We start from the raw sequence: 20,977 nt of genomic DNA on the forward strand, positions 1-20,977 counted from the left end.
CGTATAATTTGCGCTATTAATTGCACTGTAAATAAAGTGGTCGAGAACATGAGTTTAGCTCAAACTATTATGCCTGAAGGTTATATTTTCCCTCCTAAGCCGGCACCGTTAACACAAGACGAAAAAGGCGAATATAAAGCGCGTATAAAACAATTACTGCAAGAGAAAAACGCGGTACTTGTTGCTCATTATTACACTGATCCTGAAATTCAAGCACTTGCTGAAGAAACGGGCGGCTGTGTAGCCGACTCACTCGAAATGGCACGTTTTGGCGCTCGCCATGAAGCCGACATGATCATCGTCGCGGGTGTACGTTTTATGGGTGAAACAGCTAAAATTTTAACGCCCAATAAAACTGTGGTGATGCCTACACTTGAAGCGACTTGTTCATTAGATATTGGTTGCCCTGTGGATGAGTTTTCAGCGTTTTGTGATCAACACCCAGACCGTAAAGTGGTGGTATATGCTAATACATCTACCGCGGTTAAAGCGCGTGCTGATTGGATAGTTACCTCATCGTGTGCACTTGAAATAGTAGAGCACTTAGATGAGCAAGGCGAAAAAATCATTTGGGGCCCAGATAAACATTTAGGCAGTTATATTCAAAAGAATACTGGCGCTGATATGATCATGTGGAACGGCGCATGTATTGTACATGATGAGTTTAAAACCAAAGCGCTAAAAGACTTTAAAGTCTTGCATCCAGATGCGGGCGTATTGGTGCATCCAGAATCACCAGCTGAAATTGTTGAACTCGCTGATGCTGTTGGCTCTACTAGCCAGCTTATTAAAGCAGCGCAAACTATGCCTAATAAAAAGTTTATCGTGGCGACCGATCGCGGTATTTTTTATAAAATGCAGCAACTATGTCCAGATAAAGAGTTTTTTGAAGCGCCAACGGCTGGTAGCGGCGCTACATGTAAAACTTGCGCTCACTGCCCTTGGATGGCAATGAACGGCTTACAAGCGATTGAGGAAGCACTGATTGATGCCAGCGGTAAAGAAGTGTTTGTTGATATGGATTTGCGTGAAGGCGCGCTTAAATCATTAAATCGCATGCTAGACTTTACAGCTAACATGGCAAAGTAATAAAACGCACTATTAATAAAAAGGTTACTGAGGCTCAGTAACCTTTTTTTGTGCCTAAAAGAGTTATAGTGATTGATACTAAACATGCTGATGTAATTGGTATGATTATTAAGCAGTTAAAAGCGTGATGTTAAAAAGGCCTTGCACCAAGCAAGTGTATTTCATACTATAGCGCGCTGTTGCAATGCAACACTGTGGAGAGATGGCTGAGTGGCTGAAGGCGCACGCCTGGAAAGTGTGTTTAGGTTAATCCCTAACGAGGGTTCGAATCCCTCTCTCTCCACCATTATTCTATATCAGGACGCCTCAAGGCGTCCTTTTTTGTGCCTGTAATAACATTAAACGTGTTGGTGTTGAGCTTGGCGTTTGTCTTTACGCTGATGTTTTAATGTATACATTCGTTGGTCGGCTAAGGTTAAGCAAGCTTTATAGTCACTACACTCCTGACTACTTGCTAAGCCATAGCTCACGCCTGATAACGGCCAGTGTTTTTGAACTTGCTGATGAATATAGTTTAACGACTCGTTGATGCTCAGGATGAGTTGGGCGAGCTGTTGTGCTGATTTAACGTTACACACACAAATAAATTCATCACCGCCGGTTCTGCATACCTCGCCTTTATCGGCTAACGCATTTTGTATTAACCGCGTAACCTCAATGAGTAGCTTGTCACCGTGAGCATGACCTAGGTGATCGTTAACACTTTTAATATTGTCGCAATCTATAAACACTATGAGATAAAAATTATCTAAGTTATCAAGTATTTCTTGTAATTGCAGCCGGTTTCCTACTTTGGTGAGTGGGTCTATGCGTGATAACTCTAGCGCTTTTATATAATTATTTTGCTTTATTTTTAGCCATTCAGATAAAGAAAGTAAAATACAGATACAATCAATGGCCAGAGCAATAAGCACCCATAATTCAGGTGAGCTTATTTCTATTAAATTGAGGTGCGATAAGATAAAAATAACTAATGACAGGCTATAAACAAGGTTGCCAGTTAAAAAATATTTCGCCCTAAAGTCCTTCATCCCCAGCATTGTAAAGCCAAGCTTTAAGCTTAAATACACCCAAATTGCAGCGAGGAAGTGAGCTAAATAGAACACCCAATGAAAGGGTAAAAATAGGTTTAAAAAACCACAGGCAAGTGCCGTTATGGAAAAGTATTTTAAAAATCGGCTAATACCAGTGCGGGTATGTTGGTCAAAGTTAAATAAGTAATAGGCAAATGAACTGGCAGAGGCAATAGCGAAGGCAAAAATATACATGCCAAAGTAATGGGTGTTAATTGCGTGGTAATTAAAAAGTAACGCAACTATCCCCGCCGCGAATGCCCAGCCAATGCCGTGTAATCCTATATAACCTGCACAAAACAACGCCACGCGATGTTGTGTTTTAAAGAACATTATTAAGGCCATGCAAGCCAAGGTCAGCATTATAGTAATAGACACTAAGCTTAATGAATTGATATAAAACTGAAGTTTAACAAACCTAGATTGAGGAATAATGTTAATGCTAACAGGTTTAGCAAAGTGCTTAGCATTAATATAAAGCCATAAAACACCGTGTGAATTAGCTTCTAGATGTAATTCAAAAGCTTGGCTGTGCATTACAATGGCTGATTGAGTGACGCTATTTTGTGAAAAATCAGCGACTTTTCTGATCCCACTAGTATCTTGATAAAAAGCAACGCCACTATCTAAGTAATTAATTTGGGGGATTATATACCAGCGTCCTGCGCTCACTGTAGTTAAACTAATTTTTGCTATTGCACTGCCATGCGCACTATATAGCGAAGTGACGGGAGTACTTATATTGTTATAAGCATTAATGAGTTGCTCACCTTGGGTTGATTTAGCTAAATCTACTTGATGCCATATAGCTGATTTTAATTGTAAGCTGTCATTTTCGTTTAATATTACAGCAGATGCACTAAAACCAATGATTTGTAGTAGCAAGCAACATATAAAATTGAAAGTGTACCGCATGTAATACCTAAGTTAGTTACCGGTAAAAATTGTACTGCATTTTTAACAGAATAATTATAGTTATGACCGCTTTAGCGTATTTTTGCTTTATAGTTACTAACTTTAATCACTAAACGGTGAGCTGTTATTATAAAAATATAGTTAATGATTAATTAAAGGGTTAATAATTTATTTACATGAATTTGGTATGCATAGCGATGAATGATTATAAATCGCTATGCAAAAGGAGGTACTTATGACTATTTTATTTAAAATTATGCTCCATAATTTTATCTGATAACGCGCTAAGTATATCGACTACTTTAAAGCTTGCTTGCTCCATAAGAGATACTTTTTCAACAGCAGTATTGAGATCGCCTAATTGGAATGCTTCTAGAGCAGCAAAGCCATTTTTATGGACATCTGTATGTGGTTTCTCTAATGCTTTGAAGTCGTTAATGCTTGAATATTTTAATGCACCTTCACCTTGATAGTACCATTGACCTAAACGACACATGGTATGATCAGAAAAGTCTTCTGCCGTCTTGTTTGATTGACCTAAAATGACTTTATAAATATCGTATTTCCATACAATATGGTCCATTTTTACTGTTTGAATAAATGCATCCGCACTTGAATTAACGATAACGCTATACATATTTTGTGATAGTTCAACCACCTTTTTAGCGGTAGTATCAATTTCTGATGAGCTATTTGCAATGCCATCACTTTCTTCGCTAACGTTAGTAATTTTAGTTACAACGCTTTGCATTTGCTCATTAACCTTATCTATTAAATTAGATATCTCGTTAGATGCCTCAGAAGAGCGTTGAGCAAGCGTTCTCACTTCATCTGCGACCACTGCAAAGCCTCGCCCTTGCTCTCCCGCTCTTGCTGCCTCAATGGCTGCATTAAGTGCGAGTAAATTTGTTTGATCAGAAATTCCTTTAATTATGTTTACAAAATCATTAATGCCGATTGTTACTGACTGCAACTCTTTAACGGATTTAGAGGCGGATTTTGTATCTCTTGAAATATTATGTGTTGACGATGAAGTCGTTGCTAACATATCTAAAATTGTATCAAGTAATTCTTGGGATGACTTAAATGACGTAATATCATTGATTAGTTTATGTGAAGTTGAGGCTAAGCTTTCTCTGATATCACTTATTAAATCAGATGACTGCAATGATAAGGTATTTAATTCACGCTGTTTTACAAATGCCGTATCGTTTGCTATTTCATTGTCGTTTAGTTGTGATTTCTCGCTGTTTACTGCTAATAATTGCGCCTCAAGTTTTTCATTAGCTTTTTTTAATTGCATTAACTCGTTATTTAACTCGTTAATTTTGTTTTTATATTTTGAATTGAACAGCATGTAGACCCCAATTTAAACACGGAAAATAAACGTTATATTTTTTTATTAAATTTACCTGATTATAGATTACATAATTCGATTTTTAACAGGGCTGGAATTAATGTCCACCCAAATCGATTTTTATAAAAGTAAATTACAACACAATAATAGATGCTTTATAACTTTTTGGTAAAAAACTTTTCATTTCATGCTTATAGTAAACTTATTTAAAATGGTCACTATTTTAGAAGTTAGGGTCTGTTGACCTTTCAAGGTTGGATTTGCAGCAGTCTGTTTGGTATTTAGGCAAGGCATCGCCTATGTGGTGTGGATTCCCCCATAAATAGGCGATAACGCAGCATCAATGCCAAACAGGCGCTGCCCGAAGGATTCAGCTTAGGGGCGTGAGCAGGACGCGGAAGCTTTGCTCAGTTATGACTTATTCTTACATGGATGTAAGCCAGTAGAATAACGCAGGAGCAGTTATCGAGCCCACTAGGTTACAAACATCGCGCCGCGATTAAACCGCCCCTAGCTTGAACAAATTTTAATCCGCAAAGATTAACAGACCCTAATATTTTCTAATTGATTTATTCAACTGCGCTTGAAATTCATCAGGAAATAAAATCGTGCCGTCGTCATCTTCGGTAGGGAAAACAGCAACCAGTAAGTCATCTTCTTCAAGGCCTGGTGTCCAGCGGCTAAACCAATCTGCAGTTGGAATTGCTTTAGGTGTACATCCTTCCCATTCGCCGGTTGCCCAAGCTTGGGCAAACTCACGGGTTGGCCATACAGGCACACAGTCGTCGTCTTCGTTAGTGAGCATGACGCAGCCGTCGTCATCGTTTAAAATCCACACTTGTTTAAACTGCTGCACAGTTTCGTACATGAATGCGAGTCGTTTTTTTGCGCCAAGGCCTAAAATTACGTCGTCTTGCTTTGATAAATTGTCAGTGGTCATTTTTGGCTCTCTCTCACTGTGGGGGAATACAAAAGGCAGCGACATACTGCGCTTTAAAATTTAGTTTAGCTAATGGCTACAAGCAGCTCATCGGCTAGTTGGTTTAGTGCGTCGGGGTCTTGATTTGTTAATGCGTAAGTGCGCAATCCATAAATACCCATAACACAAAATCGTGCTAGTTCTATGGCACTTCGCCCATTGGTAATTTCTTTATTATCTATCGCTTTTTGTAATTGCTGCGCAAAGGCATGCTCGTACGCCGTTAAATTAGTTCGTAATACGTGGCAAATTTGTGGATCGTTACCCTCCACCTCACTAATGCTTTTTGTAAGCAAGCACACTTTAGTTGCTTCGCCGTCAATACATTCTTGCACAATGATATTAAGGTAATGTTTCAGCGTATCTAAAATACAATTACTGTGCTCAAACAGGGCCGTAAACTGTGTATTGCGATCGGTTTGGTATTGCTCCGTGGCGGCTAAAAAAATGCCTTTTTTATTACCAAATGCCCCATACAAAGAACCCGGATGTAAATGGGTGGCTTGAGTCAGTTTTTGCATACTGGTTTTTGCGTAGCCATGCAGCATAAACATGGCCATAGCTTGGCGCAGTACAAACTCTTTATCAAATTCTGCAGTTCTCATAATGACTCTTTTAGTGGAGAGAGTAGTAATGAATAAATTTATTTTTCTTAGGCCTAGGAGTTTACGCAATCTTAAACAAAGTTTCAAAATTATACTTGAATATTCATTCAAGTGACCTTATCTTGAATGTACATTCAACAAAGGATAAATATTATGTCGATTGACTTACTTTCACCTTTTAAATTAAATAACAGCATAGAACTGCAAAACCGCGTACTTATGGCACCATTGACCCGTTGTATGGCAGATGACAATTTAGTGCCAACACAAGCCATGGTTGATTACTACGCTCGCCGTGCTGATGTAGGCTTAATTATTAGTGAAGCCATTATTATCCGTGCTGATGCTCAAGGTTATCCAAATACACCTGGGCTTTTCACTAGCGAACAAATTCAAGGTTGGAAAAAAGTCACTGATGCAGTACATGCCAATGGCGGAAAAATGTTTGCACAACTATGGCATGTTGGCCGTGTAGCACACCCTCACTTTTTTGGTGGTGATGTTTTGGCGCCATCTGCAATAGGGGTTGAAGGTTCAGTACCGCGTATGCGCGAGCTCACTTATGTTACGCCAAAGCCTGTAACTACAGACGACATTAAAGGCTTAGTGGCTGACTACGCTAAAGCCGCAGAAAATGCGATGGAAGCGGGTTTTGACGGCGTAGAAATTCATGGTGCTAATGGTTATTTAATTGACCAATTTTTACATTATGCGGCAAATGAACGTGATGACGAGTACGGGCAAACACCAGAAAACATGTCTCGTTTTGCACTGGAAGTAACCGATGCAGTTATTGATGTTGTGGGCAATGAGCGTACCGCTATGCGTTTAACGCCAGGTGCTTATTTTAACATGAGCGAAGACAATCGCGATAAAGCAGTATTTGACTACTTATTACCAGAGCTTGAAAACCGCAAGTTAGCTTATTTACACGGCGGTATTTTTGACGACAGCATGCGTTTTGATTCACTAGAAGGTAAATCAACCTCTGAATTTTTACGAGCTGGTTATGCAAGTACCTTAGTGGGTGTAGGTAGTTATAGTTTTGAAACTGCTAAAGAAGCGATTAACGACAATAAATTTGATTTAATTGCTATTGGTCGCCCGCTTATTGCTAACCCAGATTACATTAGCAAAATTAAAAACGGCGAAGAAGTCACAGCTTACAGTGATGAAATGCTAGCTGAATTGAAATAGCAGCTAATTTAGTAAAAACCATAGGACACTCATGGACAATTGTGAGTGTCTTTTTTTATACATTTATTTGCCATAATTTACTCATAATTGTTTAATCTTGCTGTCAATAAAGTTCCCCCTCGTTGTCATATTTAAAAAATAGACTGTGCCCGCTTTCATAATTACCTTTTATAATTAGAATCAAACGGGACAACAATGTACGCTTTAAAAAATAAATCGATTTTGAGCATGGCTGTGGCCATGGCGGTATCAACTTCAGCTTATGCTAACGATGACGTGATAGAAGAAGTAACCGTTACTGCAAAACCAACCAGTTATGCAAACAACGTTATTGAACCTGCCATGCTTGAGCAACAAAGCTCGGTATCGAGTGTGTTATCAGTAATAGATAACTTACCTGGCATTAGCATAAACGAAGGCGACGCATTTGGCGGCGACGATTGGTCAACAACTATCACCATGCGTGGTTTTAGTATTGACTCAAACCAGCAGCAATTAGGTATGACGGTAGACGGTATTCCTAATGGCGGTTCTAATTATGGCGGTGGTGCTAAAGCGAATCGTTACCTAGATAGCGAAAACTTGGTGACAGTGGAAGTTGGCCAAGGTACCTCAGATATTAAATCTGCCTCGTTAGAAGCACTAGGCGGTACTTTTAACTTTGTAAGTAAAGCGCCTAGCGTTGAAAAAAGCACCACTTTTGCATATACCTCAGGCAGCCATGACGCGAGCCGCTATTACGTTAAACACGAAACTGGCACCATTTTCGATAATACTCAAGCGTATGTAAGTTACTCGCAAACCGATACTAGCCGTTGGATTGGTTCGGGTAGCAATGGTGGTAAAGATAACCAACATGCTGAAGCGAAATTTGTCACCACCCTTGATGAGTTAACTATAACAGGGCGTTTATCTTACGATGATGTAAGCGAGACGAATTACAACAGCGTGAGCTTGGCACAATTTGAACAAACTCCAGGTTGGGATCAACTAACATGGAACTGGACAGGCGTTCCGCACTTTGACCAAATGTTTGCAGAAGGTTGGGGCACGCTACGTGAAAATACTCTAGGGTATTTAAAATTTGAATACGCGATTTCACCCACCTCATTGTTAACCATTAGCCCGTATTATCATAAAAACTCAGGCCGAGGCGATTGGATCCCTCCGTATTTAACGTCTCCTGTAGATGAAAATGGCAACCCAACCACGGAAGGTGGTACAAACGCAGGCTCTTATGGCTTTACAGATAGTAATGGCAACCCACTTGCTCCCAACGCAGGTTGTACAGCAAGCTTAAACTGGCCGTGGGAGTCGGGACCTGAGCTTAACCCTGCGTGTTACGACGCTGATGCCACGCCAGTTATGTCTTATCGTCATACTCATTACAATAAAGATCGTTTAGGGGTAACCGCTAATTATCAAGCGACCTTTGGCATGCATGATATAGAAGCGGGTTTTTGGTATGAGCAAAGCGACCGTGATGAGTCGCGTGATTGGCATAAAGTTATAGATGCGCGCATTTATCATCACTTTGATAACACCCCATACTGGACGCAATACAAAAACACCTTTGAAACCGACATTCTTAAATGGTACGCCCAAGACTCAATGGCATTTGGCGATTTAACCCTTAACCTAGGGGTTAAAAAGTACTTAGTAGACATAGAAAAGTATGACCATTATCAAAATGCGACAACAGCTAAAGTAAACAGTGATTCAGACCTTCTATTTAGTGGCGGCATTTTGTATCAGCTAAATAGTAATACTGAGTTATTTACCAGCTATAGCGAAAACTTTGCCGCCATTAAAGATGGTGTGCTTGAGCGCGACAGCTCTGACTTATCAGCTATTAAGCCAGAAACCGCTGAAAATATTGATCTAGGTGTACGCTATCAAAATAATGCACTTAAACTAACGGCAACGGCCTATTCAATTGAATTTGATAACCGTATCACCTTTATAGCTCCAGGCAGTGACACCGGCGGTATAGACTACACCATAGGCACAAATGGCTCGTACTTAAATGTGGGCGGTATTGAATCCAAAGGTTTAGAGCTGTCAGCAAGTTACATGCTTAATAATGAGTGGAATGTATATAGCTCATACACCAATAATAGCTCTGAATACAAAGGCGATGCGCCAGGGTTTGAAGCAGGAGGCAAAGTAATTGACTCAGTAGATGATTTATTTGTGCTTTCAACCGATTATTACAGCGGTGATTTCCGCTTTGGTTTATCGGCTAAATACACTGGTGAGCGTGGCGATGTAGATAGCTACACCGTGGTTGATTTAAACGCAGGTTATGCAGCCGAAGTTAATGCTGGCCCGTTTAAAGCCGTTGATATTGCTTTTGTGGTTTACAACATTACTGATGAAAGCTACCTAGCAGGCGGCACAGGTAATGGGAGCACTTACTTTATTGGCGCCCCACGCACAGCAGCCGTGACGTTAACCGCCACGTTTTAAAACGTAATAAACGTAATTAAGCCCATCATTGATGGGCTTTTTATTAAGCGAGGTGTGTATGCAAACAATAATAACAATACTAATAATCGGTTTGGCTTTACTTAACAGTCAGGCGGTTTTGGCTGCACCGCAAAATGTGGTGTTGGTAACTTTAGATGGAGTTCGCTGGCAAGAAGTCTTCAATGGTGCCGATAACAAGCTGATTAATAATAAAGAGTTTGTTAAGCAACCAGCGCAATTAAAAAGCCAGTTTTGGCATGAAAGTGTGCAACAGCGTCAACAGTTGTTAATGCCATTTTTAACTCAAACCATTGCAAAGCAAGGCGTAATTATTGGCGATAGGGCTAAAGGCTCAACTATGTCGGTGAGTAACCCGTGGTATTTTTCATATCCTGGGTATAACGAAATTCTTACTGGTGAAGTGGATGAAAGTATCAACAGTAACGACAAGGTATTTAATCCAAATAAAACTATTTTAGAGCGTTTAAACGCCCAACCTGAATTTAAAAACAGCACCGCGTTATTTGGTAGTTGGGATGTGTTTCCTTTCATTGTAAATACCCAGCGCAGCAAGGTGCAGGTGAATGCGGGGTTTATGCCCGTTGCTGATGATTTATTTGCCGACGCAGCGCTACTTAATGCGCTACAAACAGAAATACCCAGCCCTTGGCACAATGTGCGGCTTGATAGTTTTACCTATCGTTTTGCTAAGGCGTATATGCTGGCGAAAAAGCCAAGACTATTGGTGATTAGTTTGGGAGAAACTGATGATTTTGCTCACGATGGGCATTACGACGCCTATTTAAAATCGGCTAAGCAAAGCGATGCATTTATAAAAGATTTGTGGCAAACCATTCAAAGTACCCCAGGTTATAAAAATAATACGACGCTGATCGTTACTACTGATCATGGCCGTGGAAGTCATGCCAGTGATTGGCAGCATCACAGTTCTCGTCGAGCATTGCTAGAGCTTAACCTAGGCGCAGATGTGTTTCCTAACGGCATAGTAGGCTCTGAGCATATTTGGCTTGCTGCCATTGGCCCTGCAATTAAAAATAACGGTTTAATTAAAACTAAAAACGAGCTTAAACAAGCGCAAGTTGCCGCCACCGTTTTAAAAGCACTTGGGCAAAACCCACACATAATTAACCCTAATATGGCACCGGCTATTAATGAGATTTTAAAATGAAACAGTTACTAAAAACCCTTAAGTATTCTGCACTGTCACTGACTATTGTGATTAGCAGTGGAGCAATGGCTGCGCCGTCTAAAATATTATTTGGTTCCTGCGGGCACCAAGATAAAGACATTCCTATATTTAACGCCATCAACAAAGAGCAGAGTGATTTATTTATTTTTTTAGGCGATAACATTTATGGCGATACTAACGACATGGCTGTACTTAAAAATAAATACCAACGCCTTGGGGCAAAGCCTGGCTTTAAAGCACTACGCGCAAAAACACCAATAATAGCCATGTGGGATGATCACGATTATGGTCAAAATGACGCGGGGAAAGAGTATCCGCATAAGGAAGCATCGCGGCAAATCATGCTCGATTTTTGGCAAGAACCTGCTAATTCAAAACGCCGTACCCGTGCTGATGGTATTTATACCTCGTACATGTATGGCGAAGGCGAGCAAACCGTGCAGGTGATCATGCCAGATTTACGCTTTAATCGTGACACACTTAATTCTGTTAGCGAGCTTGAGTATTACACCAAGCGTAAACTAAATAACCAAGGCCCGTACAGTCCAACTGAAGTTAAAGGCGCGTCAATGCTAGGGGAAGCACAGTGGCGATGGCTTGAAGCCGAGCTGAAAAAGCCAGCGGCAATAAAGCTAATAGCGTCAAGCTTGCAGTTACTGCCAGATTTTACCGGCTGGGAGTCGTGGGCAAATTTTCCAGAGGATCGAAATCGTTTATTTGCGCTAATTAAAAAACACCAAATAAATGGTGTAATTATTATTAGTGGCGATACTCATTGGGGCGAGATTTCAAGGTATCAACACAATCTTGATTACCCGCTTATTGAAATGACCAGCTCAGGCCTGACAGAAAAGTGGAAAGACGTTAGCCCTAACCAGCATCGTGTGGGTGATTACACGCATAATGTTAACTATGGTGATTTAAGCATAGACTGGCAACAAGTCGACCCTGCTATTTCATTAAAGCTTAAAGGCATTGAGGGTCAGGTTATTATGCAAAGTGACTTTAGTCTTTCAAGTATTAGTCCTTATAAATAGCATCACCATTTAAATAATAAACGCACTGCGGGTAAAGCTGTGCGTTTAAAATTTCATCTGTCGGCGGGCTAACTTGCTGATTTATTAATGCCAATTTCCTCTTAGCGCTACCGCTTAAATTGAAAATATCTTACACTGGCTTTATCTCAAGTAAGGCTGGTATCGTATGCTCAATATTATTCAATCAAACCGTATGGAAGCCCTGCAAGCGCAGTTTCATCAGCTATTAAAAATAAACCCATTGCAAAGCCCATTTGATAAAGAAGTGGTGTTAGTGCAATCGCCGGGTATGTCGCAATGGCTTAAAATCGGTTTAAGTGAAAATTTAGGCGTAGCTGCACAGGTAGACTTTCCGCTACCATCGAGTTTTATTTGGCAGTTGTATCAGCAATTACTGCCAAACGTGCCTAAAGAGTCGGCCTTTAACAAACCTAATCTTGCTTGGAAATTATTTGCCATTTTACCCCAGTGCATAAATGAACCGCTGTACTTACCGCTTAAAACCTATTTAGAGGGTGATATTGACGGTCAAAAAACCTTTGCTCTATGTGAAAAAATAGCCGATGTGTACGACCAATATTTAATGTACCGCCCACATTGGATAGCCACATGGGATAGTGGCACCGATGAGCTTGATGATGTTGATATAACCATTGCGCCTTGGCAACCCGATTTATGGCGTCGTATCGTCAAATTAAGCAAGCAGCTAGGCCAAAGCCAATTTCACCGTGCCAATATGCAAGGGCAGTTACTCAGTGCACTTGAGAGCATGGATAGCAGCTTATTGCCAAAACGCATTAGTTTATTTGGCATATCTGCCATTGCTAGCTCGCAGCTTGAGGTGTTTGAAGCCTTAAGTAAAAAAACTGAAGTGTTTTTGTTCTTTTTTAACCCTAGCGAGCATTACTGGGGCGATATTATTGATGAAAAAACAGCAGCTAAAATCACCGCTAAATACGCAAAAATGCCGCTGGTGGAAGCACAGCAAAAAAAGCACACCAACCCTGATGAGGAATACTATTTTATTGGTAATCCGCTATTGTCGTCGTGGGGTAAACTCGGCCGCGATTATTTTGAGCAACTAGTGCAGCTAGATGCCCGCTGGATTGATGGCTTTATAGATGCATTTGACGACAGCTTACTTGGCCAAGTGCAAAGTGAAATTTACCAACTTGCCTTTAAAGGTGAGTCGCTCACCGATAACAAAGAATGGTTTATTAACGATGAGGGCAAGCTGCCAATAAGTGTAAACGATGCAAGCATTACACTTAGCGATTGCCATACACCACTTCGAGAAGTAGAGCGTTTGCACGATTACTTACTTAATTTGTTTAATCAGAACCCAGCGCTTACCCCCAAAGACATAATTGTGATGATGCCCGACGTTGGTACCTACAGCCCTTATATTGAAGCAGTTTTTGGTGGTGCACAGGGCAGCCGATTTATACCTTATGCGCTAGCTGATTTAGCCATAGAGCAAGAAAAGCCAGTACTGAGTTCGTTTGCTAGTTTAGCTAATTTACCGTTTTCGCGCTTTGGCGTGTCGGATATTCTCGATTTATTACAGGTTACCCAAATTGCTGAAAAATTTGGCTTAGAAGCGCATGAATATGAGCAAATTCAGTTTTGGTTGGAGCGCGTTGGCGTTAAATGGGGCGTAAACGCTGAACATAAAAGTAGCTTTGATTTACCCGCAATTGAGCTTAACACTTGGCAACATGGCTTAAACCGGCTACTACTGGGTATTGCCATGCGCGATGAACAATGCCCATTTAATGGTATTTACAGTGCCGATGAGGTTGAGGGCATGGCGCTCGATACACTCAACAAGCTGGTACATTTTATTAATGTGTTGCAAGACTTTAAAGCTAAGCTCACCCCCGATGACACACTCACCAATAAAGCCCAAATTTTAAATGAGCTGCTCAATACTATTTATGAGAGCGAAAGTGACGACAGTTGGGATTTATTAGTACTGCAAAAAGTACTCGAAGACATTGGTAAACATCATGATAATGGTGATTACAGTGAGGCCGTGTCGCAGCGCATTGTTAGCTATTTAATTAAACAAGGCATACAAGAAAAAGGTGTCGGCCAACGTTTTTTAGTGGGGCAAGTGAATTTTTGTACGTTAATGCCAATGCGCGCCGTGCCGTTTAAGGTAGTGTGTATGTTAGGCTTGAACGATGCCGATTACCCACGTACCGTGCAGCCTATCGGTTTTGACTTAGTACCTTACTCTAAAAAGCAAAAAGGTGACCGTTCACGAAAACTCGATGACCGTTACCTCTTTTTAGAAGCACTTCTCAGTGCCCGAGATAATTTATATATGAGCTACATTGGCCGATCATGTTTTGACAACCAGCCGTGCATGCCATCAACGCTTGTCAGTGAATTGTTAGAATACATAGGTCGCAGCTTCAAACTTAGCGAACCCAGTGATAAATCCTTGCCAGATTGTCTTATTAGCCAACAACATTTACAACCTTTTAATAGTCAGTATTATCTGCCAGCTAGCGCTGAACAGGCAGGGCTTAACAACCACAGCTATAACCCAATTTGGCTGCCTAGCGAGGCCATTGAGCCAAAAGCAATCACTGCACTTGATGTAACGCCTCCAGAGCTACTTGATCTTGATGTGTTTATTCGCAGTGTGTGCCATGCCCAAGAGAGCTTTTATCAGCAAAGCTTAGGGTTACGTTTGCCGCAATTTAACGACATAGCCAAAGATGAAGAACCGTTTAGCTTAGATGCGCTACGCCGTTATTTTTACCTTGATGAAATACTTGAAGCTAATATTAACGATATCCCACTAAGTACCGAACAAATACTGCAGCGCGGTGAGTTGCCGCAAGCTCATGTTGGCAGCTTAATTTATGAAAGCATGCAACATCGCGTTGATGCGCTTGCAGGGCAAGTAAAACAACAAATAAAAGCGGGTAAAAGCGAACCGATAGAAGTATTACTGTCACTTGAAAACACCACCATTGAAGGCTGGCTAAACCATGTGTATATGCAAAAACAAGTGTTTTATCGCAGTGCCAGTATTAAAGCTAAAGATTTAATTAAAGGCTTTATTTATCACCTTGCTGCACAAAGCATGCAACAGGAGGTTGAAACCTTATTGCTGGGTTTAGATAAGCAAATTAGCTTTGCTCCAATGAGTAAAGCCGATGCCGATTTACTGCTCGCAGATTGGTTTGAGCTTTATAAAGAATTACGCAACAAGCCCGTGGCGTTTTTTCCGGTAAGTGGTTATGAATACGTGAAAAGCGGTGGTGATATGGCAAAAGCCAACAGTAAATTTAGTCCACAGTATATTGGCCGAGGTGAGGGGGAAAACCCATATATTCGTTTAACGGTGCAATCACTTAATGACTGCCAAGACGAATTTATACATTGGAGCGATAAGCTACTCGCCCCATTATTTGAGCATGCCAAGGAGAGTGACTATGCAAGCGCTTAATCCACTCACCATGCCATTATCAGGGCAAAGCTTAATTGAAGCCAGTGCTGGCACAGGTAAAACCTACACGATCACGGGTTTGTATTTGCGCTATTTATTGGGCATGCAAATACCTGGTGAGCTGAATACGCCATTGAGCGTTGAGCAAATTTTGGTAGTCACCTTTACCGATGCCGCCACGCAAGAAATTAAAGACCGTGTTCGTAGCCGTATTATTGCTGCGCGTGATGCGTTACTGGGGCAAGTACCTAATGATGAGCTAATTGAAGGCGTAATAGCGGGCGTTGATGACAAGCACCGTGCATTTGACTTACTCGATGCTGCAGCTAAATCAATGGACGAAGCAGCTATTTTTACCATTCATGGTTTTTGTCAGCGAATGCTAAAGCAGCATGCTTTTGAATCCGGTGTGGCATTTAACTTAGAGTTCATTTTAGATGAGCGCGATATTCTGCTAGAAACCATAAAAGACTTTTGGCGCGCGTTTGTATACCCACTTAGTAAAGAAAGAACAGATGCGATTTTAGCGGTATTTGCCGCGCCCGAATCACTATTTAGTCATGTAAGTAGTATTTTAAATAAGGCGAACGCAGAGATAACACCGCAAGTTAGTTTAGATGCGGTATGGCAAGCGCGAGATGAATACTTGGCGCGTGTTCCAGCCTTTAAAAAAGCGTGCCTAGAGCAAGAGTTTATTGGTGCTGTTAAAGCATCCGATTTAAGTGGCTCAAAAACACCTGGGCGAAAGGGCAGTCTTGCTGCACTTGAAGCATTTTGCTTAGGCAATGATGACTTTTTTGAATTTGGTACCAGTAAGTATTCGTTTGAGGTGTGGAGTAGCGAGAGCTTAAGTAATGCAGCTAATTATAAAAAAAATGGCACATTACTGACTCATCCACTTATTAGCCAATTCGATGCCTTAGCCGCACTTAACAACACCATCAACCAAGGGCTAAAAATTGCGATAGTGCAATATGCGGCGAGCTGGGTAAAAGCGGCCATAGTTAAACGCAAACAAGAACAAAGCGTGATCACTCCTGACGATTTACTGACTAATTTACACAGTGCCTTAAAGAGTGAACAAGGTGATGTGCTCGCACAAAAAATAGCGCAGTTATTTCCGGTGGCAATGATAGATGAGTTTCAGGATACTGACCCGATTCAGTACGGTATTTTTAGTAAAATTTATGCTCAAAGCAATACCACTTTAGCTATGATAGGCGATCCTAAACAAGCAATTTATGGGTTTAGGGGCGCAGATATATTTACCTACATTGGCGCAAAAGAAGCGGTAGATGAGCCACAACAATTTACATTGGGCACTAACTTTCGTTCAAGCAGTGATATTGTAAATAGTGTAAATAGCTTTTTTAGCAAATACGACAACAGCTTTATTTATAACGACGCTATTCCATTTAATAAAGTGAAAGCGAAAGGAAAAAAAGCAGATGAGTCGTTTTTAATTGACGGTAAACCTGCCACCGCGTTTGAATTTAATGTGTTTGTAGATGAAGCCGGCGATAAAAAAAATAAGCCGACCAGTAAAGGCGTAGGGCAAGCACATTTAGCCACCCATTTTGCTAATAAAATAGTTACTTTACTTGAGCAAGCAAACCAAGGTGTTGCCTGTATTGGCGCTAACCCTGTCAGTGCTGCTGATATTTGTATTTTGGTGCGCGACCGCGTTGAGGCACAAATAATGAAGCAAGCGCTGAGTAAAGCTAATATTGCCAGTGTGTATTTGTCTCGCGACAGTGTATTTAGCCAAGAGTTAAGTCATCACTTGCTCAATTTTTTAACGGCTTTGCATGGTCAGTACGATGAGGCATTACTACGCGGTGTATTAGCCGGCCCTTTATTTTGTTTAAGCTATAACGATATTTTTGCTCTAGCCGATGATGAAAATAGCTGGCAAGAACACCTAAACTTTTTTGCTCAACTTAGCCATATTTGGCATAAGCAAGGGGCAATGGCAATGCTTGAACGCTTACTGAGTCATAATCAGCTCAGTGCCAAATGGCAAGGTTTGGGCTATAACGTAGAGCGGTGGCTTACCGACTTCAGGCACCTAGGCGAAATACTGCAGCAAAAACAAATTGAGCTTGAAGGGACACTTCGTTTATTACGTTGGTTTGCGCAAAAGGTGAGCCAGCAAGATGGCGAAACAGTGCAAGTTCGCTTAGAAAGTGATGCGAACTTAGTTAAAATCGTGACTATGCATGCTTCTAAGGGGCTTGAATACCCCTTGGTATTTATGCCATTTGCCAGTGGTTATCGTGAAACTAAAGACGCGCTTTATCATCAAGATGGCAAGCTGATATACGATTTAAGTAAAGATGAAGATGCCCTGCAAAAGGCCGAGCAAGAACGTTTAGCTGAAGATTTACGTTTGCTTTATGTAGCACTGACTCGTGCAGTGCACTTTTGTTCGCTGGGCGTGTATAACATTTCTCAAGGGCAAAGTAGCCGTTTAGCAATTCAAAGTAGTGCGCTGGGGCATGTGTTGTTCTCAGGGTTAGAGATAACCAGCAGCCAAGTGTGGCGCACCCATTTAAGTGAATTTTGTGAGGCTAATCATGCTATGCAATACCAGCAATTTACCTCAGGCGAATTAGTTGATCAGGGCATATTTCGCTTAAAAAATAGTGACACTAAACAGCACGATTTACTTATTAATACAGTAACGGCGCAGATTGAACGTGACTGGCGAGCAACCAGCTTTAGTGCCTTGAGTTTTAAAAAGCATGCTGATCAACTTGCTCCTGGGCGCAGTGATGAAGATCATCAAAGAGATGAGTTTGCTGTGCAGCAAGATGAACTTCCTTCACCGTATAGCTTTCCAAAGGGTGCAAAACCAGGGAGTTGTTTGCACGAAATATTTGAGCAGATTGATTTTACCAGTCCGGTAAATCATCCCACGAATGCCGAGCAAAACTTAACGGCTGTGATTGAGCGTGCTTTTGATAAATACCATATTGATGAGCAATGGCAGCAAATTACCGAACAATGGGTACTCGATGCACTTAATTGCCCGTTAAACAGCGATAATAATTTAAGTTTGAGCCAATTAGCGCCAAGTGACTGTTTAGTAGAAATGGAGTTTAACTTACCACTAAGCAGCCTCAGTGCGCCTAAGCTTAATGAAGTGTTGATTAAACATTTTGGCTTTAACCAAAGTAAACTTGAGTTTGCCCATGTTAAAGGGTTACTAAAAGGCTTTATTGATTTAATTTTTTGCTACCAAGGCAAGTATTATATTTTAGATTATAAATCGAATTATTTGGGCAACACCGCCGCTGATTATGTGCCAGAGCAGCTAGAGCAAGCCATGACCAGCCACCAATATCATTTACAGTATTTAATTTATACCGTAGCGCTACATCGCTTGCTTAAACAGCGAATTCCCGATTATTCAATAGAGGCGCATTTAGGCGGTGTTTATTATACTTTTTTACGCGGTATGCCAGCAGGAGAGGGAGTGTACTTTAAACAGCTAAGTGCAAATCAAGTCGTTATTTTAGATGGCTTGTTTAGCCAAGGAGCCATGCTATGAGTGATTTAAATCAACAACCGGGTTTGTTTGATGACTTAGATGATGCGCCTTTAGATGAACCTGTGCTCACAACAGCACAGCCAACGATGCAGACCAGCGAAAGCATCAAAGTCGTGCCGTTGCTAACGTATTTAACGGACGAACATAGAGTGCGTGTAGTTGATGTAAAACTGGCTGAATTGCTCAGTGGCACAAACGCACAGCAAGGGTATGACGACCTCTTTTATATAATTTTAATGTTGTGTTTATCGCAGCAAAGCCAGCATAGTTGTTTAACCCTCACAGAGGTTGATTGGACTAATCCGTTTAATTTACGTCAAAGCGACTTTACTAAACTAGAAGGCACACAGCCTGACACTCTCAGCCCATTTAGTGATGACTTTACGACTGAAGCGGCAATACGTTATTTACTCTCACATCATAGTGTTGGGGAGCAAAAGCCACTGCAATTGTTTAATCAACGGTTATATTTTTCTCGTTTAGCTGGTTATGAACAGACCCTTGCCCAACGATTACTAACAATGAGCGAGCGACAACTTAACATTGATGATGCAGTACTTGCTCAGTTATTAACTCGCTACTTTCCTGATGATCCGAGTATTGATATTGATTGGCAAAAAGTAGCGTGTGCCATTGCCGCTACAAAAGGTTTTAGTGTGATCACGGGCGGGCCTGGCACCGGTAAAACCACCACGGTAACAAAGCTGTTAGCGATTTTACAATCGTTATATCAAGCGGCGCCATTGAGCATTAAATTAGTAGCACCCACCGGTAAGGCAGCGGCTCGGCTAACCGAGTCAATTTTAGGGGCTAAAAATAAGCTGAGTGAAATACCGGATGATATTAACGCGTTGATCCCGCAAAGTGCGCAAACCATTCACCGTTTGTTGGGAGTTAAGCCATTTACCAATAAATTTCGGCACGATAAAAGCAATCCGCTGCATGTTGATGTATTGATTATTGATGAGGCCAGCATGGTCGACTTATCACTTATGGCTAAATTAATTGAGGCCTTGCCAGATCATGCACGATTGATTTTACTCGGCGATAAAGACCAACTTGCTTCGGTTGATACTGGCAGTGTAATGAGTGATTTATGCCAAGGGTTAGTGCTTGGACAAACACCGCGTTATTCAAAAGTACGCTGTGAGCAATTGAACACGCTGTGCTTTAATGGCGCTGTTAAACTCAAAGCGCAAAGTCAAAGTGGGTTTAAACTCGCTGACTGCATTGCCTTTTTACAACATAGCTATCGGTTTGATGCAAAAAGTGGCATAGGTCAATTGGCGCTGGCGGTTAATACCAACAACCGTGGAATATTAAACTATGTTGAACAACAAAGTAGCGAAGGGCATTTTAGTGATATTATTTTAGACTATAACTTTGTTTCCACACCAATTGAAAAGTTAGTAAATAGTGCCGCAAGTCATTATGCTAATTTCCTAACACTGATAGCGCAAGGTGCCAGTGTTGCGCAAGTGCATGCAGCTTTTGCCAGTTATCAGTTACTTGCTGCGGTACGTGAAGGCGATTATGGTGTTAATAGCTTAAACCAGCGCATTGAACGGGTATTACAGCAACAAGGTTTAATTAGCGTTAACCCTAATCAGCGGCATTATATAGGGATGCCGATAATGGTTAGTCAAAACGACTATCAGCTAAAATTGTTTAACGGTGATATAGGGATTTTAATGCCCGATGACAGCGGCCAGCTCAAGGCAGTGTTTATTGATGAACAAGGCAATGAACGGGCATTTTCTCCAGCACGGCTTCCGGCGCACGATAAAGTGTATGTAATGACCATTCATAAATCCCAAGGCTCAGAGTTTAGTTATACCGCGATGGTGTTACCACCGCTCAAGCAGGCGAGTATCGGTATTAATAGGCAATTAGTGTACACGGGAATTACCCGCGCAAAACAGACCTTTGAGCTGGTGGCAGATAAAAAAGTGCTGCAACTGGCCATGGGTAAAAGTGTATCACGGGCGTCAGGCTTGTATGAGCGATTAGTGTAAAGCCATACTTAT

At 41.2% G+C, this 20,977-nt stretch carries 12 protein-coding genes and 1 tRNA gene; 9 read left to right on the forward strand and 4 right to left on the reverse strand.

The annotated features are described in order from the left end of the window. Positions 1-48: 48 nt before the first annotated feature. Together nadA and AC0L7Q_RS05610 are read left to right on the forward strand one after the other, a co-directional pair. Entirely contained in the window at positions 49-1,089 is a 1,041-nt protein-coding gene (gene nadA, locus AC0L7Q_RS05605; protein ID WP_008466811.1) for a quinolinate synthase NadA, read from the forward strand. Between the two features lie 196 nt (positions 1,090-1,285). Beyond that, positions 1,286-1,375 (forward strand) — tRNA-Ser (locus tag AC0L7Q_RS05610). Between the two features lie 52 nt (positions 1,376-1,427). Here the strand turns inward: AC0L7Q_RS05610 and AC0L7Q_RS05615 are convergent. From AC0L7Q_RS05615 to AC0L7Q_RS05630, 4 genes are all read right to left on the reverse strand, one after another. Then, positions 1,428-3,077 carry a sensor domain-containing diguanylate cyclase gene (locus AC0L7Q_RS05615; protein WP_409425145.1) on the reverse strand — a complete coding sequence of 550 codons (1,650 nt, stop codon included), beginning with the start codon at positions 3,075-3,077 and terminating at the stop codon, positions 1,428-1,430. 244 nt (positions 3,078-3,321) lie between these two features. Further along, positions 3,322-4,434 (reverse strand): methyl-accepting chemotaxis protein, encoded by a 1,113-nt coding sequence (locus tag AC0L7Q_RS05620; protein WP_409425146.1) that lies wholly within the window; start codon positions 4,432-4,434, stop codon positions 3,322-3,324. A 550-nt stretch (positions 4,435-4,984) separates the two neighbouring features. Further along, entirely contained in the window at positions 4,985-5,374 is a 390-nt protein-coding gene (locus tag AC0L7Q_RS05625; protein WP_413401669.1) for a DUF2750 domain-containing protein, read from the reverse strand. Positions 5,375-5,439: 65 nt separating this feature from the next. Further along, positions 5,440-6,018, reverse strand: coding sequence for a TetR/AcrR family transcriptional regulator (locus tag AC0L7Q_RS05630; RefSeq protein WP_409425148.1), 579 nt, complete (start codon positions 6,016-6,018; stop codon positions 5,440-5,442). A gap of 153 nt (positions 6,019-6,171) precedes the next feature. Between AC0L7Q_RS05630 and AC0L7Q_RS05635 the strand changes: the two genes are divergently transcribed. From AC0L7Q_RS05635 to recD, 7 genes are all read left to right on the forward strand, one after another. Further along, positions 6,172-7,215 carry an alkene reductase gene (locus AC0L7Q_RS05635; protein ID WP_138609066.1) on the forward strand — a complete coding sequence of 348 codons (1,044 nt, stop codon included), beginning with the start codon at positions 6,172-6,174 and terminating at the stop codon, positions 7,213-7,215. Positions 7,216-7,410: 195 nt separating this feature from the next. After that, positions 7,411-9,684 (forward strand): TonB-dependent receptor domain-containing protein, encoded by a 2,274-nt coding sequence (locus tag AC0L7Q_RS05640; protein WP_413401671.1) that lies wholly within the window; start codon positions 7,411-7,413, stop codon positions 9,682-9,684. Positions 9,685-9,742: 58 nt separating this feature from the next. Next, positions 9,743-10,873, forward strand: coding sequence for an alkaline phosphatase family protein (locus tag AC0L7Q_RS05645; RefSeq protein ID WP_409425151.1), 1,131 nt, complete (start codon positions 9,743-9,745; stop codon positions 10,871-10,873). Further along, positions 10,870-11,931, forward strand: coding sequence for an alkaline phosphatase D family protein (locus AC0L7Q_RS05650; protein WP_413401674.1), 1,062 nt, complete (start codon positions 10,870-10,872; stop codon positions 11,929-11,931). The genes AC0L7Q_RS05645 and AC0L7Q_RS05650 overlap by 4 nt, the downstream gene beginning before the upstream one ends. 166 nt (positions 11,932-12,097) lie before the next feature. After that, the gene (gene recC, locus AC0L7Q_RS05655) at positions 12,098-15,397 is read left to right on the forward strand and encodes an exodeoxyribonuclease V subunit gamma (protein WP_413401676.1); all 3,300 of its coding nucleotides are present in this window, start codon (positions 12,098-12,100) and stop codon (positions 15,395-15,397) included. After that, positions 15,384-18,950: an exodeoxyribonuclease V subunit beta gene (gene recB, locus AC0L7Q_RS05660; protein WP_413401678.1), complete on the forward strand. Its 3,567-nt coding sequence runs from the start codon at positions 15,384-15,386 to the stop codon at positions 18,948-18,950. The genes recC and recB overlap by 14 nt, the downstream gene beginning before the upstream one ends. Beyond that, a complete protein-coding gene (gene recD, locus AC0L7Q_RS05665; RefSeq protein ID WP_413401680.1) occupies positions 18,947-20,965 on the forward strand; it encodes an exodeoxyribonuclease V subunit alpha in 2,019 nt (672 codons plus the stop codon). Before recB ends, recD begins: the two co-directional genes overlap by 4 nt. Positions 20,966-20,977 lie beyond the last annotated feature (12 nt).

This window comes from Pseudoalteromonas sp. KJ63-1, assembly GCF_055808145.1.

Bases quoted from the DNA above. Each gene is read 5' to 3' on its own strand.
- nadA (WP_008466811.1), top strand. From the start codon at position 49: ATGAGTTTAGCTCAAACTATTATGCCTGAAGGTTATATTTTCCCTCCT.
- AC0L7Q_RS05615 (WP_409425145.1), bottom strand. From the start codon at position 3,077: ATGCGGTACACTTTCAATTTTATATGTTGCTTGCTACTACAAATCATT.
- AC0L7Q_RS05620 (WP_409425146.1), bottom strand. From the start codon at position 4,434: ATGCTGTTCAATTCAAAATATAAAAACAAAATTAACGAGTTAAATAAC.
- AC0L7Q_RS05625 (WP_413401669.1), bottom strand. From the start codon at position 5,374: ATGACCACTGACAATTTATCAAAGCAAGACGACGTAATTTTAGGCCTT.
- AC0L7Q_RS05630 (WP_409425148.1), bottom strand. From the start codon at position 6,018: ATGAGAACTGCAGAATTTGATAAAGAGTTTGTACTGCGCCAAGCTATG.
- AC0L7Q_RS05635 (WP_138609066.1), top strand. From the start codon at position 6,172: ATGTCGATTGACTTACTTTCACCTTTTAAATTAAATAACAGCATAGAA.
- AC0L7Q_RS05640 (WP_413401671.1), top strand. From the start codon at position 7,411: ATGTACGCTTTAAAAAATAAATCGATTTTGAGCATGGCTGTGGCCATG.
- AC0L7Q_RS05645 (WP_409425151.1), top strand. From the start codon at position 9,743: ATGCAAACAATAATAACAATACTAATAATCGGTTTGGCTTTACTTAAC.
- AC0L7Q_RS05650 (WP_413401674.1), top strand. From the start codon at position 10,870: ATGAAACAGTTACTAAAAACCCTTAAGTATTCTGCACTGTCACTGACT.
- recC (WP_413401676.1), top strand. From the start codon at position 12,098: ATGCTCAATATTATTCAATCAAACCGTATGGAAGCCCTGCAAGCGCAG.
- recB (WP_413401678.1), top strand. From the start codon at position 15,384: ATGCAAGCGCTTAATCCACTCACCATGCCATTATCAGGGCAAAGCTTA.
- recD (WP_413401680.1), top strand. From the start codon at position 18,947: ATGAGTGATTTAAATCAACAACCGGGTTTGTTTGATGACTTAGATGAT.